The sequence below is a fragment of the Mycoplasmopsis edwardii genome (assembly GCF_900476105.1).
In the GTDB taxonomy this organism is placed as follows: domain Bacteria; phylum Bacillota_I; class Bacilli_A; order Mycoplasmatales; family Metamycoplasmataceae; genus Mycoplasmopsis; species Mycoplasmopsis edwardii.
Genome location: NZ_LS991951.1, coordinates 670684 through 685067 on the forward strand (window position 1 = coordinate 670684; position 14384 = coordinate 685067).

Here is a 14384-nt window from a genome sequence, read left to right on the forward strand (position 1 = left end):
ATGGAATTAATTATTGGATATACATTTTTCTTCTTCTCAATTTTATTACTTGGTACAATTTCTGGTATTTTCTCAGAAAGAGCCGGAATTGTTAACATCGCTATCAACGGGTTCATGGTATTTGGTGCAGCAATGTATTCAATCTTCAGTGTTATCTTCACAGATACTTTTGAAATTACAAATATATGAACACAAATTCCATTAACATTACTTGCTGCAGTTTCAACATTATTATTTGGTCTTTTATTTGGTCTTGCTACAATTAAGTTCAAATCAGATCAAACAATTTCAGGGTTTGCTATTAATATTTTAGCAACAGGTATTGCAGCTATTGTTGTTTTATTCTTAACAACACGTATTCAAAAAGTTGGAACAATTATTGAGTTAAGAAATAGACCAGAATTAGCTATGTCATCAGCTACTGGTACATGAGAAAACTTAGTTTCACTTAAATTAGTTATTGTTATTGTTGTTGCAGCAGTTTCTTGATTCGCATTAAGAAAAACAAGATGAGGATTAAGATTTAGATCAGTTGGGGAGAACCCCCAAGCAGCTGATGTTGCTGGAATTAACGTTAACAAAATTAAATGACAAGCTTTAGCTATCGCAGGATTTATCGCAGGTATGGCTGGTTCTATATTTGCTCAAAGTCAAATCAGTTTCTTCTCTTTAACAAAAGACGTACAAGGATTCGGGTTCATTGCTTTAGCTATTATGATTACAGGTAGATGAAGAATTTCTTTCTCAATCCTTATCTCATTATTCTTCTCATTCTTACTTGCGTTCTCATTCTACGGAGTTAACGTATTAGGTGAATCATTATCTAGATATAGAGATATGTTCGCTATTATTCCTTACGCTATTACTCTTATTATTATGATCGCATCAAGTAAAAATACATATGGACCTGCAGCAGCCGGTATACCATATGATAAAACCAAGAGATAACAAAAGAAATCATTTAAACAAAATCACGAGCAACATACGCCCGTGATTTTTTATTTCAATTGAATATCTATATAGTTAAATTAAAAAAACCTTTACCACTAAGATAAAGGCCTTAAAAAACTATTTAACTAATTTACTAAATTGTCATAATCATTTATCAAATGACATTGTGATTTCATCAATTAAGGGTTGAACTCTTTTACTTCAATCTAAATCAACAATTTTGGTTAAGATAAAGTTTAAATCTTCCACAATAACTTTTGCTGCTTCTTCGTATCTAAATTCTCTGCTTTCAATTTCTTTAATTGTGCTTAATTTAATCATTTCCGCATAACTTCCTAAAGCAACATCTCCAAGCATAACAACTTTTTCGGCAACTTCATCAACAAAGTTAAGAACATCCCCTCTTAATTTATCAACTTCTTCATGCATTTCGAAGAATTCAACTCCTGCAATGTTTCAGTGAATGTTACTTAATTTTTGATACATCACTTGTAAATTCGCGTGTAAATATTTTAAATCTTTTGCTTCTTTCATTTTATTTATCCTTACTTTCTACTTTTAAATATAGATCATCTAATTGATCTTGACCTACATTTGAAGGTGCTCCTGTGAAGATATCTTCATTTCTTGAATTCTTAGGAAATGCAATTACATCCCTAATTGTAGAATGCCCAGCTAAAAGCATAACAATCCTATCAATCCCTAATCCAATTCCACAATGTGGTGGAACACCATATTCAAATGCTTTTAGGAAGAAACCAAATTTATTTTTCTGTGCTTCTTGATCTAATCCAATTAAATCAAAAACTGTTTTTTGTGTTTCTTGATCAAAAATTCTTGCTGATCCTGAACCTAGTTCAAAACCATTCATAACTAAGTCATAACTCTTAGCCTTAATTTTTGATTTATCTAACTTTTTAACTTCTTCTAATGTATGATCAAATTGAGTGAATGGATGGTGAGCAGCTGCTCAAGTATCTGTCTCTTCATCATACTCAAACATTGGGAATTTTGTAATTCATTTAAAGTTAAATTCATCTTTAGCTCATTTGTATCATGAGTTCAATTCAACTCTTAATGCACCTAAAGCTTGTGAAGCTTTTTCATATTTATTTGCTGTAATTAAATATGTCCCATCTTTTTCTATTTGTGAGTCAATTAACTCTCTAACAGCCTCCCCTACTTTAGAAGCAAAGTTTGAATGAACAACTTCATTATTTTCGACTACAAAATAAAATAGTGCATTAACTCCATTTTTCTTAGCAATTTCTTCAAGCACTTTAAATTCTTTTTTAGAAATCTTTTCACCAATTTTAAGCATTCTTTTGCTTGGAGCATCTTTAATAATATTAAAGTTAGTATTATTGCAAAAGCTATTAATATCAACTATTTCTTTATCATATCTAAAGTCTGGTTTATCGCTACCATATTTAGCAATAGCTGTATCATATTCAACTCTTTCAAAAGGTATTTTAATATCAACATTCATCACCTTTTTCATAACATGTTGAAACATTCTTTCTATAAAACTTTGGAATGATTCAACATCATTAAAACTAACTTCAACATCTAATTGAGTGAACTCAGGTTGTCTATCTTTACGTGAGTCTTCATCTCTGAAACATCTAGCAATTTGGAAATATCTTTCAAATCCAGAAATCATTAATAATTGTTTAAATAATTGTGGACTTTGTGGAAGAGCATAAAATGCATTTTCCTTTCTAGTAGGAACCAGGAAGTCTCTAGCGCCTTCAGGTGTTGCTTTAGAAAGAATCGGAGTTTCAATTTCCAAGAAATCTTGACTTTGGAAGAACTCTCTCATTGCGAAAATAACTTTATTACGTAACGCAATAGTTTTTTGCATTACTGGTCTTCTTAAGTCTAAGAATCTATTTTGTAATCTTAATTCTTCTTTAACTTCAATATCATCTCTAATTTGGAAAGGAAGTTCATTTGCTGCTAAAGATAAAACTTTATATTCTTTAACAATTATTTCAATTTCACCAGTAGGAAGTTCTTTATTAACATCTTTACGAGCTACAACTTCACCAGTTACTTCTAGAACTGATTCCTTTGTAAAACTAATTGGTTGATTGAAAACAATTTGAGTAATTCCGAATTTATCTCTTAAGTCAACAAAGTTAATTTCACCAAATTTTCTTTTGTTTGAAACTCAACCATATAATGTAACTGTTTGACCAATATTTTCTTTTCTTAATTCATTATTATTTATATTTTTATTCATCATATTCACCTTCTATAAGTTCATATAAATCTTCTTCATTTAATTCCTCGAAAAGATTACTTTCGATTATGAAGTTACCTAATGCTCTTAATCCTTCTTCATCTTTAGATAAATTGATTCTATCATTTGAAACTAAGTTTTTAGCCACAAATAAATTAGGGTTTTTAAAATCGTCACTAACAATAACTTTAGCATTGTACTTTTTAGCTCTTTCAAAAGCTTTTTTACTTTTAACTAAATCATGTTCAAAGTATAAGTTTAATCCGTCTATTTCTGTTAATGGTAAGTAAATTTCTTGGAATAATTTTGCGATATTTTCTTCTTGTTCACTTGCTACAATGTAAACGCCAATTTCTTGTGTTTTTTCTTCGAAATACCTTCTGTCAAAAATGTTTTCTGATAGTAATAAATCTATCAATCTATCAATTCCAAATCCAAAACCAACACTCGAAACTTCAGGTCCCCCTAATTCCTTAATTAGTTTAGAATATCTTCCTCCACCAATAATTGTTGATTGTGAATTTTCGCTTCTTGATTTTGAAACAAATTCAAAAACTGTTTCATCATAGTAATCAAGACCTCTAACTAAATCGTCAGAAACCTCAAATTCAACACCATTATTTTCTAAAAACTTGCAGATATTATTAAAGTAAGTTTTTGATTCTTCTGTTAAGTAATCTTTTATTTTTGGAGACTTTTTAATAAAATCAAGTTTTGAATCAACTTTATCATCAAGAATTCTTAGGATGTTTCCACCCTCAAGTCTTTCTTGTGATGTTTGTGAAAGTTGATCTTTATAAGGCAATAAGTAATTTTTTAGTGCATCTTGATAATTCTTTCTTGTTTCTGCATCACCAATTGAATTAATTTTTAATACATAAGGAACATTAAATATATCTAACATTTTTGCACCAAGTAAAATAACTTCAACATCTTTTAAATAATTTTTATCACCGACAAATTCAACTGCTGCTTGATAAAATTGACGATATCTACCTTTTTGCGGTTGCTCATATCTAAACATTGGGCCAGCATAGTAGAACTTTTGATTAAATAATGTATTTCACTTGTTTTCAATATATGCTCTAACGAACGGAGCTGTACCTTCAGCTTTTAAAGCAATGTTTCTGTCACCTTTATCTTTGAATGCAAACATTTCTTTTTTAACAATGTCTGAACTTTCAGAACTTCTTTTAAATAGTTCTAATGATTCTAAAATTGGAGTTTCAATTGGTCTAAAACCTGCATTTGAAACTGTTTCTTTAAACATTGTCATAACTAAATCAAGCATTGAAATGTCTACTGAAGAATAGTCTTTTGTACCTTTAATTTTATTAAACATAAAAGCTCCTTTTCAATAATATAAATATGTTTAAATTTTATCACATTTTTGTTTATTTTTTTAGATACTAAGAAGATATAAAAATTGATATTTTCGGCATAGTTTTTTTGCTTGAAAAATATCATAAATTCTGTTTATCACTATATATAATGCATTTAACTACAAAAAAGTATTATTGTAAAAATATCACATTGTGGTAAAATAAATAAGCAATATAGATTTAATTGCAGAAAGTAGAATCAATTCTCACCTGATGGTCATAGCCTTGGGTTTAGCTACAATTAAATGCATCAAAATTTGATGCCTTTTTTGGTAGGTAGAGTTGCGAGAAACTTTTTTAAAGTTATTTTAAGGAGAAATTATTATTCAATCAGATAAAAGAAAAAAACCTGCTTCAGAACATTATGTAAATAATGATATCCCTTACTCAAAAGTATTCTTAATTGATGCTAATGGGGAAAAAGTAGGAGTTAAAACTAAGGCAGAAGCTTTAGAACTAGCAATAAGTCAAAAAATGGATCTTGTTTTAATTAGCGTTGATCCAAAACCTATCGCAAGAATTCTTGATTATGGAAAGTTTAAATACGATAGAAAGAAAAAACAAAAAGAGATCAAAGAAAAACAAACTAATGTTCAAAACCGTGAAATTCGTTTAACACCAATGATCGGTGAAAATGATCTTCTTACAAAAAGTAAAAAATCACGTGAATTTTTACTTAAAGGTGATCGTATTAAAGTTTCAGTTAAATTAAGAGGTCGTGAGCTAGGTAGAAAAGACTTAGGGTTAACTGTTTTAGATCGTTTTTATGCAACGCTTGAAAACATTGCAGACAAAACAACAGAACCTAAATTAGTTAATGACCGTTTCTTGAATATGAATCTCCAACCAAATAAGAATAAAATCGCGAAATACTTAAAAGAAATGAATCTTTCAAAAGAAGAAACTTCATCTAAAGAAGTTGAAACTGAAGATTCATCAAAAGGAGAATAAAATGCCAAAAATGAAAACAAAAAGTGCTTTAAAGAAACGTATTAAAGTTACTGGAACAGGAAAAATCTTAAGAGAACAAGCTTTCCGTTCACACTTAGCACAAAACAAAACAACAAAACAAAAACGTCATGCACGTAAAGCTGCTTTAATGTCAAGAAGCGACCTTAAAAGATTTAAAGCTTTAATTTAATCTTGCTACTTTTAGTTTCAAGATAAATAAAATTAGAATTTAGAAAGGAAATTTAAATATGGCAAGAGTTAAAGGTGGAACAGTTACAAGAGCAAGACGTAAAAAATGATTAAAATTAGCTAAAGGATACTTTGGACACAAATCAATTGGTTACAAAGTAGCTAAACAAGCAGTTGTTAAATCATGAACATACGCTTTCAGAGATCGTAAACAAGTTAAAAGAAACTTCCGTAAATTATGAATCGCTCGTATCAATGCAGCTACTAGAGCTGAAGGATTAAGCTACTCAAAATTTATTAATGGTCTTAAAAAAGCAAATGTTACAGTAAACCGTAAAATGCTTTCAGAATTAGCTATTCAAGAACCAAAAACATTCTCAATGTTAGTTGAATTAGCTAAAAAAGCTTAATTATAAAATTTAAAAAACAGGCATTTGCCTGTTTTTATTTTTCCTTGTGATTTTTAACAATTTTGTCTAATTTTCTCAATCAATGGTTAACTCCACTTTTTGAAACTAAATTATCGCTTTCATTATTTTGCATTAACACAAGTTCATTTAATGATAATCATGGGTTCTCAATTTTTAACCTAAAAAGCATAAGTTGATCTTCACTAAACAAGGATGTCAAATCATGTTCAAAAACATAATTAATGTTCTCAATATGTTTTACTGAACTATCTGCAATCTTTTGTAAGTTTGAAAAGTCTATATTATTTATACGGTTTAATACATTATCTTTATCTCTATGTATTTTGAGATTTTGTAATTCAAATCAAGCTTTTTTGGCTCCAATAGCCGATAAAAAGTCTAAAAGTTCATCAACTTTTTTGATATACAAAATGTGTCTTTTTTGTTTTTTAAGGATGTGGAAATTAAATTCGTATGAATTTAATTTTTCTTTAATCAATTGAGACTTTTCTTCTGATAATGTAGATATCTCTAAATGATAAGAAGTTGATTCTTTATTTGAAATGCTTCCACTACCAACAAAAACACCCGAAAAGAAAAAAGTTAAATATTCTTTATAATCTAAATCATCATCAAAATTAAAAGCATTTTTGTCCACAAGAACCTTATATTTTCATTCATCTTTTGTGACGTATTTTATATTGCTTTTATCTAGTTTTGAAATGATTTTACCTTTAATATAATCATTTTTAATATTTAAAGTATATCAGTCATCTTCAAGGTATGCATTAGAAAAAATAACCCCTTTTAGGAAGTGGTAGTTTTCTTGCTCTTTTTTTGCATTAATAATTACTTCTTTTTTAATTTTAGAAGAAAATGATAAACCTTTTTGACTTGACATAGCGATAATAATTTTATATAAAAAACTTAAAAACGCAAAAACTTAGGGAAAATATTTAGAATGTTGACAAGTTTGATATTTATTGATTAAAAAAACTAGCATAAGCTAGTTCTTTTATTTATTTTACAACTTGTTCTGTTAATTTATCGTTTTCAACAACTAAGTATTTGTCACCTTTTTGAATTCCATATGGTTTTAAAGCTTCTTCAGCAACTGATGAGTCAGCTTTAATTAATGGGAATAATCTTTTTGAATCTACTGATACAAACACACCTGAGTAAGCACCAAATCCACCTAATAATTTTTCATCATCTAAAATACCAATTGTTAATGAGTTTGGACGGAATTTAGCAACACGTTTTAATAATTCACCTGTTCTTGATAATACAACGATGTACTTGTAATCACCGTCTTTTGCTTTTTTAGCAATTTCGTAAGCGATTTTTGAACGTTTATTTCTTTTATCTTCGTTTTCTCAAACTTTTTCTAATTGTCTTTCGTAGTAATTTCTTGAGTAGAATTCTTTTTCAGCACGTTTAGAAATAGCTGTCATTGTTTTAACTGCTTCAACAGGGAATGAACCGTTTGCACTTTCTCCTGATAACATTGTTGAGTCAGCTCCTAATTCAACAGCGTAGTAAACGTCTGTAACTTCAGCACGTGTAGGGTGTGGTGAGTTTTCCATTGAGTCTAACATTTGTGTAGCAACGATAACTAATTTACCAGCTTCACGTGATTTTCTGATCATTTTCTTTTGGAAGTATGGAACATCGTAGTAAGGAATTTCTAATCCTAAGTCTCCACGAGCAACCATAATACCGTCTGATTCAGCAATAATTTCATCGATGTTCATGCATCCTAAGTGTGATTCAATCTTAGAAATAATTTGAACATGTTTTCCACCATTTTCGTCAAGTAATTTTCTTAATTCTTTAACATTTTTAGCTGAGTTAACAAATGATGCAGCTACATAGTTAATTCCTTCTGAAATACCAAAGATAACATCATTGATATCTTTTTCAGCTAAGAATGGTAATGAGAAGTCAACACCAGGTAAGTTAACACGTTTGTTTGTTTTAAGTTTGTGTGTGTTTTCTGCTTTAACTTTAACATATCCTTCACCAACTTCAATAACAACTGTTGATAATTTACCATCATCGATTAATACTTGATTTCCAACTTCTAAGTCTTTAGCCATATCGTATGCTACAGTAATTTCTTGTGATGTACCTTCTAAGTTTTGGTATTTATCTGCTGTTGTGTGGATTAAAACTTCTGTACCAGCTGAAACAACTTGTGCTCCATCTTTCATTTTTCCGATACGAATTTCTGGTCCTTTAGTATCTAACATTAAAGAAACAGGAATGTTTAAGTCTTTGCTAATTTGTTTAGCAATTCTAAATTTGTTTGCTTGTTCTTCGTGTGAACCGTGACTAAAGTTTGCACGAATTGTTGTAACACCATTTTCAACTAACTTACGTAATGTTTCGTAGTTATCACTTGATGGCCCGATTGTTGCAACAAGTTTTGTTCTTTTATCAGTAATTTTCATTATAAATACTCCTAATATTTTCTTATATTTATTAATATGCCTAAATTTTAGCAAAGTTTTTATAATTTGTAAAAAATTAAATAAATTTGCATACATGTTAGTTTGATCAAGCAAGAAAAATTGCACTTTAATTGTGTTTATATTATTTTTAATTTAGTAAAATTGTTCACATGAATAAAGAAACAATCGTTTTATATAGTAACAGTCCTTTTTATACACAGTCAGTAGCACAAATTAACGGACCTAGAATTGCTTTAATTGTTTTAGGTATAGCATTTATATTAATGGGTATTCTTTCATTTTTTTATTATTTTAAATATAGTAAAAATCAAATTAAGGAATTTAAAGAAAGACAAATGCAAGAATACTATAAAGACAATCCAAAAAGAGTTAATTTAAGTTATGATCAAACAGGTATGTATATACCCGCCTGAGAGAGAGTTAAATTTAATTTTCCATTATTTTTTGGTGTTTTAATAATTTTTATCGGAATTGCCTTTTTAGCCGGAAACTCTTTATCAACATTATAGTAGTTTGAAAAATTGAAAAAACTAACCTTAATCTTTAAACACTATATACATGCATTATATGTTCGAAATAAAATTAATTTTAAATTGAAAAAAGTCAGAAAATATTCATTTATATTTTTTGATTTTTTTATTATAATAATGAAGCAATACGTAAAGACAGTAACTGCTTAGGCTTAAATATGTTACCGAATGTATGTCTTATCCATTAAAGTATTGCGATCAAATAATTTTGAAAGGGGGCTTAATGGCAGAATCAAAATTCAAAAAAGCTAAAAAAGAAGTTGTTTTAGAAATTTCACAGAAAATTAAAAACTCACAAGCTATTGCTTTTGCAGAATACCGTGGGTTAACTGTTGCTGAGTTAGAAGAATTCAGATTAGAGGCAGCTAAAGTTGGTGTAGATGTTAAAGTTTACAAAAACCGTTTATTCAAAATCGCTGCTGCTAACAATGGATTAGCTGACTTATCAGAACATTTAGTAGGACCAAACATTTTCTTATTCTCAGAAAAAGATGGTATGGCTGCTGCTAAATTATTAGTTGCATTTGTGAAAAAACACAAAATTATGGTTATTAAAGCTGGTACATTTGAAGGTAAAGTACTTGATGCCCAAGGTGTTAAGGATGTTGCAACACTTCCAACATATGAAGAATCACTTGCAATACTTGCTCGTTCAATGATGGCACCTTTACAACAATTAGGTTTATCACTTAAAATGTATAGTGAAGGAAAATCAGAATAATACTTAAATAAATATTTAATTAAGAAAGGAAATATATTATGGCTAAATTAACAAAAGAAACATTTATCGAATCATTAAAAGAAATGTCAATTAAAGAAGTTATGGAACTTGTAGAAGCAATGAAAGAAGAATTTGGAATCGACCCAATGGCTGCTATGGCTGTTGCTGCTGCTCCAGCAGAAGGTGGATCAGAAGAAAAAACAAGCGTTAAAGTTGTTTTAAAAGCTGACAACGGGAAAAAAATTCCAGTTATCAAGGCAGTTCAAACAGTTCTTGGTCTTTCATTAATGGAAGCAAAGAAAATCGTTGATGCATTACCTGCTACAATTAAAGAAAACATTAAACCAGAAGAAGCTGAATCAATTCGTGCTGCTTTAGTTGAAGCTGGTGCTGACGTTTCAGTTGAATAATTATTACGATAAAAACATTACAAAAATCTAGAGTCTTATCTCTAGATTTTTGTATGCCCTTTTGGACATGTGTTAAGGGTAACAAAAAATAGCATGAAGCTATTTTTTATATGTAATTAAGTTGGGATTGTTTCTATATCCTCTTCCTTCTTTAGCTTGTTTTTGCCCATTTAAAATAGTTGCATCAGCTGAGAAAGAATTTTTTAATTTGAAAATACTTTGACCAACGCCGTAGTAATCAACTGGTACATTTAGCTCTTCAAACAATTTGATTTTTTCTTCATCAAAACCTGAAGAAACAACTATTTTATAGTTTTTAGCACCGGCTTGATCAAGTGCTTTTCTTAATCTAAATACTTGTTCTGGATTAACTCCGTATTGCGGTTCTTCACCATCAAACATATGGTCTACCATGTTTTTTGAAGTATCGATTCTAACACCTCAAACTTTATCTCCTAAAGCTTCTCAGATTCTTAATGAATCTTTAATAACATTATTATTGTAATCAACTAAAGCGATGAGTTTATGATTAGGGAAGTTTTTGTGAAATGCTTTTGTAGCAGCAACTACATTACCGCCAAATCCTTGAATTAAGATATGAGGCATACTTCCAAAAACATTTTCATCAGGTTGACTTTGTTCTTTAACTTTCTGAGCTAAGGTTGAAACAAGTTTAATGCCTCCGATAGCAACAGCTTTACCATCAATTTCTTGGTTAACATAATGATCTGCACGATCACCCATAAAGATTACTTCTTTGTTTTTGGCTGCTAAAACACAGTTTCTAGCATTTGTTGCAATAGATGTGTTTCTTGCCAAAATACCATCAATCATACCTTCTCAAATTCCAAAATCTTGATAATGACCTTCAAGTTCAAGAACGATATCAAGGTTGTTAATTAATGTTCCATCTGGAAGATATCTAATTTGATATTTTGATGTATCTGTAACTTCTTCTAAAAGTCTTAATACTTCAGACATACCCGCTAAAATTGAGTTATCTTTTCTTTGAAAGAATTGTAATGTAATAACATTATCTGGTAACTCATTTTGCAAAATTGTTTGTGTCTTTTTGAAGTATGATGCTATGTATCTTTCTTTTTCCATATTTATCATCCATTAAGCATGTTTGCTTTTTTGTTTTTTCTTTTTATTAAATCATTTTTGGAATTTTGAGTTTTCGCCAAAAATTACTAACTTTGGTAATTGCCTTTGGTGTGGTTGTTTAATTCTTCAAAATCTTCTTACAATAAATCCAATTGTTGGGCACATTAATACCATGAATACAAACATGATTATTAATAAAACGATTCTTACATAGTTACTTTCTCCTGAGTAACCAAATGGTTTAAGGATTGAAATAACTGAATAAAAGACAATTCCCCGGTCAATTTCTCTATTGTATTCAGCTGGTATTGGATTATTTGATGTTGCTGTTTTATCAAAGAATTCTGGTCAAAATGTTTCACTATGAAGGTTCATAAATTTGTAACCAAATAAGTAAATAGCGACCATAAAAATTGAATATAAAATTGGGTAAATCATTAAGCTTCAAATGAGTTTGTTGCTAATTTTAATTTCTGTTCTTTCTCAAAATAAAGTTAATAAACCTAGACCTGGAGCAATCGCATGTCAAACTAAAGTTCTTGGAAAATCATTTTTAGACATTTTTCCTAAAAGATTTGGATCAACTAAAACTCCTGCCCAGAACCCTAGTACAACACTAATAATAAAAACTAAACTTGAGAAATATAATCTTTGCCCTAATTTAGAAGTTCTAAAGAATGGGAAAAACATTACAGATGCCCCCATTAACATATTGCTTATAAATGTGTAGAAGTATGAAGTTCCACCTCATAAGCTTTCAGTAGCATTAGGTAATAACGCTAAATAAATTTGTTCTCTTTCATCTTCAGAAGCATTTCTTGCAGCTTCATTAATCTTGTTAATGATATCCGGATTCTTATTATATGTACTTCAAATTGCGATTGATTCATCATGTCAGTTTCAAAATATGATACAAATATACATAAGAATTAATAATAAACCTACAGTAAAAGTCAGTCAGTCTCTTTTTTTAAAGTTCTTAAATTTTTTAAAAAAGTTTTTAAACATAATATTCTAACCTACAAAAACCTTCAATAAAATAGTAACTAGAACCGCGATAAAAAAAACGATAAGCCCAGCAATAAATCATCATTTAAGACTTTTAATTTTTTCGTCTCTTCTGATTCTTTCAAAAGCCATGAAATTAATTTTCAAATCTTCATTCTTGATTTCAAAATTTCTTAATTGTTGATGTAATCCAAGAATCATTTTTTTATACTTTTGGGTCGATTTGCTTATCTTATTTTTTTTATTAATTTTATTCAAGTCTTTTTCTATTTCTAAAATAAAACGTGATCTTAGAATAGAAAAATTTTCATTGAAATTTTTATATTGTTTACTCATTATTATTAATAAAAACCAATTAGAGCAACTTGCACATTTTTAGGTTTTTTATCAATTAGCTTTTTAACTGCTTCTTCAACACTTGCAACAATGTTTCTAATAATACTCATTGAATCTTGTTCAACTGTTTTTTTAACTTTTATGTCTAAAAAAATATTTAAGTTTTGGTGTTTTTCATCAATCATAATTCTTGAGCTACTTGATAATTTAACTCTTTTATCTTGTAAAAAGCACGACTTAATAACATCTTTAATAGCACTTTCTCTTACCACATAAACTTGATTTGAGTGATAAGGTACATTAATTCAGTTTGACATTATTTATTATTCTTTCCAACGTATTTACCTGTTTCAGTAGAAACGGTAATTACATCACCTTCTTTAATGAACATAGGAGTTTCTAATTCAAATCCTGTCTCAAGAACAACTTTCTTTTGAGGATTTGTTGTAGTATTACCTTTAACAGCATCTGGCGCTGATGTAACTTGAAGTGAAACGTTAGGGTTAAGTTCAATATCTAAAACTTCGTTTTCGAATTTTCTAATTTGAACTTCACTTCCTTCTTTTAAAAAGTTTAATTCTCATTCAACACGATTTAAAGCAATTTCGATTTGTTCATATGTTTCTCTATCCATTAAAATAATGTTTTCACCATCTGAATATAAGAAGTCCATTTTTCTTTTATCAATATGAGCTGGTTTAACTTTATCACCACCTGTATATGATTTAATTGTTGTAGACCCTGATCTTAAGTTTTTAACTTTTGCTTTAACGTTCGCTTGTCCACGACCTTGTTTTGAGTGTTGAGCTTCTAAAACTACATAAATTTCACCTTCATCTTGGAAAGTAATACCTGGTTTAAATTCATTAACATTAATCATAATTTCCTCGCTTTGTAAATTTTTTTAAAATATATTTATATATTTCTTAATTATACTATAAAAAGTTGTTTTTGAGTTAGTCAAACAAATTGCATAATTACAAAAACATTTATCTTTATTATTCATTATAATTTAGCTTTATGTTATATTTTTAAGGTTTAAACTTTATTAGTTTAATTTGATTTATAGTAATTTATATTTAATAATAAAACTCCAATTTCACAAAGAAATGAGGATATTAACAAAAGAAAAGAATGTTGTCATTATGAACTTGATACAGTAAATGGAAGCAAAAGGGATAAATATTGCTTATTAACTGTGTTTGAAAGAAAAACAAGAACGGCTTACACGATGAAGTTAAACTTGGTGGATTCACTAATAAAAAATCACCTGTTAAATTAATTAAAATTTATAAACTTGATATCAAAACTTTGACTATTGATATCGTCACAGAAAACACACAAATTCTATAAAGTTAATTAAAAAACAATCAAGTTCCTAGTTTTTGTAATAACTTTTTCAAAAAACATATAAAATTTTTAATAATTAATATAGCTACTTTACAGGTTATAAAATTTTTGCATTTATTTGTGCTTCAGTATTGCAATTTATAAAAAATAAAAATTTTATAAATTTTTTTTGACTTTTTAATTTTTGTACTATAATTATTTTAGTCGTCATAGCAAGAGGGATCACCTGATACCATTCCGAACTCATTAGTTAAGCCTCTTTACGCCGAAAATAGCCGAAAGGTGAAAATAGGAAGCGGCTGTTTTTTTATACTTTTTTT

The 14384-nt window shown here is 28.7% G+C and carries 18 protein-coding genes and 1 rRNA gene; 9 read left to right on the forward strand and 10 right to left on the reverse strand.

The window, feature by feature from the left end; all coding sequences use genetic code 4:
- On the forward strand, positions 1 to 948 hold the full coding sequence (locus D2846_RS02790) for an ABC transporter permease (protein WP_117275615.1): 948 nt from the start codon (positions 1 to 3) through the stop codon (positions 946 to 948).
- Between the two features lie 120 nt (positions 949 to 1068).
- Here the strand turns inward: D2846_RS02790 and D2846_RS02795 are convergent, their stop codons facing one another.
- From D2846_RS02795 to hisS, 3 genes are read right to left on the reverse strand one after another with little or no spacing between them, the layout of a single operon-like run.
- Complete coding sequence (locus D2846_RS02795; protein WP_117275617.1) at positions 1069 to 1485, reverse strand: Dps family protein; 417 nt, start codon at positions 1483 to 1485, stop codon at positions 1069 to 1071.
- Between the two features lies 1 nt (position 1486).
- Complete coding sequence (gene aspS, locus D2846_RS02800; RefSeq protein ID WP_117275619.1) at positions 1487 to 3196, reverse strand: aspartate--tRNA ligase; 1710 nt, start codon at positions 3194 to 3196, stop codon at positions 1487 to 1489.
- Positions 3189 to 4538 (reverse strand): histidine--tRNA ligase, encoded by a 1350-nt coding sequence (gene hisS, locus D2846_RS02805; RefSeq protein ID WP_117275621.1) that lies wholly within the window; start codon positions 4536 to 4538, stop codon positions 3189 to 3191. The genes aspS and hisS overlap by 8 nt, the downstream gene beginning before the upstream one ends.
- 364 nt (positions 4539 to 4902) lie before the next feature.
- Here hisS and infC point away from each other — a divergent pair, with 364 nt between their 5' ends.
- From infC to rplT, 3 genes are read left to right on the forward strand one after another with little or no spacing between them, the layout of a single operon-like run.
- Positions 4903 to 5529, forward strand: a complete 627-nt coding sequence (gene infC / locus D2846_RS02810) for a translation initiation factor IF-3 (protein WP_117275623.1) — start codon at positions 4903 to 4905, stop codon at positions 5527 to 5529.
- Position 5530: 1 nt separating this feature from the next.
- A complete protein-coding gene (gene rpmI / locus D2846_RS02815) occupies positions 5531 to 5719 on the forward strand; it encodes a 50S ribosomal protein L35 (RefSeq protein WP_117275625.1) in 189 nt (62 codons plus the stop codon).
- 58 nt (positions 5720 to 5777) lie between these two features.
- Positions 5778 to 6128 carry a 50S ribosomal protein L20 gene (rplT, locus tag D2846_RS02820; RefSeq protein ID WP_117275627.1) on the forward strand — a complete coding sequence of 117 codons (351 nt, stop codon included), beginning with the start codon at positions 5778 to 5780 and terminating at the stop codon, positions 6126 to 6128.
- A gap of 34 nt (positions 6129 to 6162) precedes the next feature.
- Here the strand turns inward: rplT and whiA are convergent, their stop codons facing one another.
- Both whiA and pyk read right to left on the reverse strand, forming a co-directional pair.
- Positions 6163 to 7029, reverse strand: coding sequence for a DNA-binding protein WhiA (whiA, locus tag D2846_RS02825; protein WP_117275629.1), 867 nt, complete (start codon positions 7027 to 7029; stop codon positions 6163 to 6165).
- Positions 7030 to 7147: 118 nt separating this feature from the next.
- Complete coding sequence (pyk, locus tag D2846_RS02830) at positions 7148 to 8581, reverse strand: pyruvate kinase (protein WP_117275631.1); 1434 nt, start codon at positions 8579 to 8581, stop codon at positions 7148 to 7150.
- 170 nt (positions 8582 to 8751) lie between these two features.
- Between pyk and D2846_RS02835 the strand changes: the two genes are divergently transcribed.
- From D2846_RS02835 to rplL, 3 genes are all read left to right on the forward strand, one after another.
- The gene (locus tag D2846_RS02835) at positions 8752 to 9111 is read left to right on the forward strand and encodes a hypothetical protein (protein WP_117275633.1); all 360 of its coding nucleotides are present in this window, start codon (positions 8752 to 8754) and stop codon (positions 9109 to 9111) included.
- Positions 9112 to 9355: 244 nt separating this feature from the next.
- Entirely contained in the window at positions 9356 to 9853 is a 498-nt protein-coding gene (gene rplJ, locus D2846_RS02840) for a 50S ribosomal protein L10 (protein ID WP_117275635.1), read from the forward strand.
- Positions 9854 to 9891: 38 nt separating this feature from the next.
- Positions 9892 to 10263, forward strand: coding sequence for a 50S ribosomal protein L7/L12 (rplL, locus tag D2846_RS02845; RefSeq protein ID WP_117275637.1), 372 nt, complete (start codon positions 9892 to 9894; stop codon positions 10261 to 10263).
- Positions 10264 to 10362: 99 nt separating this feature from the next.
- Here rplL and D2846_RS02850 read toward each other — a convergent pair whose 3' ends face one another.
- From D2846_RS02850 to efp, 5 genes are all read right to left on the reverse strand, one after another.
- Positions 10363 to 11370 (reverse strand): nicotinate phosphoribosyltransferase, encoded by a 1008-nt coding sequence (locus D2846_RS02850; RefSeq protein WP_117275639.1) that lies wholly within the window; start codon positions 11368 to 11370, stop codon positions 10363 to 10365.
- Positions 11371 to 11382: 12 nt separating this feature from the next.
- Complete coding sequence (locus D2846_RS02855) at positions 11383 to 12294, reverse strand: MAGa3780 family membrane protein (protein ID WP_223211510.1); 912 nt, start codon at positions 12292 to 12294, stop codon at positions 11383 to 11385.
- Between the two features lie 90 nt (positions 12295 to 12384).
- Positions 12385 to 12714 carry a hypothetical protein gene (locus D2846_RS02860; RefSeq protein WP_117275643.1) on the reverse strand — a complete coding sequence of 110 codons (330 nt, stop codon included), beginning with the start codon at positions 12712 to 12714 and terminating at the stop codon, positions 12385 to 12387.
- Between the two features lie 5 nt (positions 12715 to 12719).
- Positions 12720 to 13031, reverse strand: coding sequence for an MMB_0454 family protein (locus D2846_RS02865; protein ID WP_117275645.1), 312 nt, complete (start codon positions 13029 to 13031; stop codon positions 12720 to 12722).
- On the reverse strand, positions 13031 to 13594 hold the full coding sequence (efp, locus tag D2846_RS02870) for an elongation factor P (RefSeq protein ID WP_117275647.1): 564 nt from the start codon (positions 13592 to 13594) through the stop codon (positions 13031 to 13033). The genes D2846_RS02865 and efp overlap by 1 nt, the downstream gene beginning before the upstream one ends.
- A 305-nt stretch (positions 13595 to 13899) precedes the next feature.
- On the opposite strand from efp, the gene D2846_RS03555 reads away from it, so the two are divergent.
- Positions 13900 to 14067: a hypothetical protein gene (locus D2846_RS03555; protein WP_170128428.1), complete on the forward strand. Its 168-nt coding sequence runs from the start codon at positions 13900 to 13902 to the stop codon at positions 14065 to 14067.
- A gap of 196 nt (positions 14068 to 14263) precedes the next feature.
- Positions 14264 to 14369, forward strand: a 5S ribosomal RNA gene (gene rrf / locus D2846_RS02875).
- Positions 14370 to 14384: the final 15 nt, after the last annotated feature.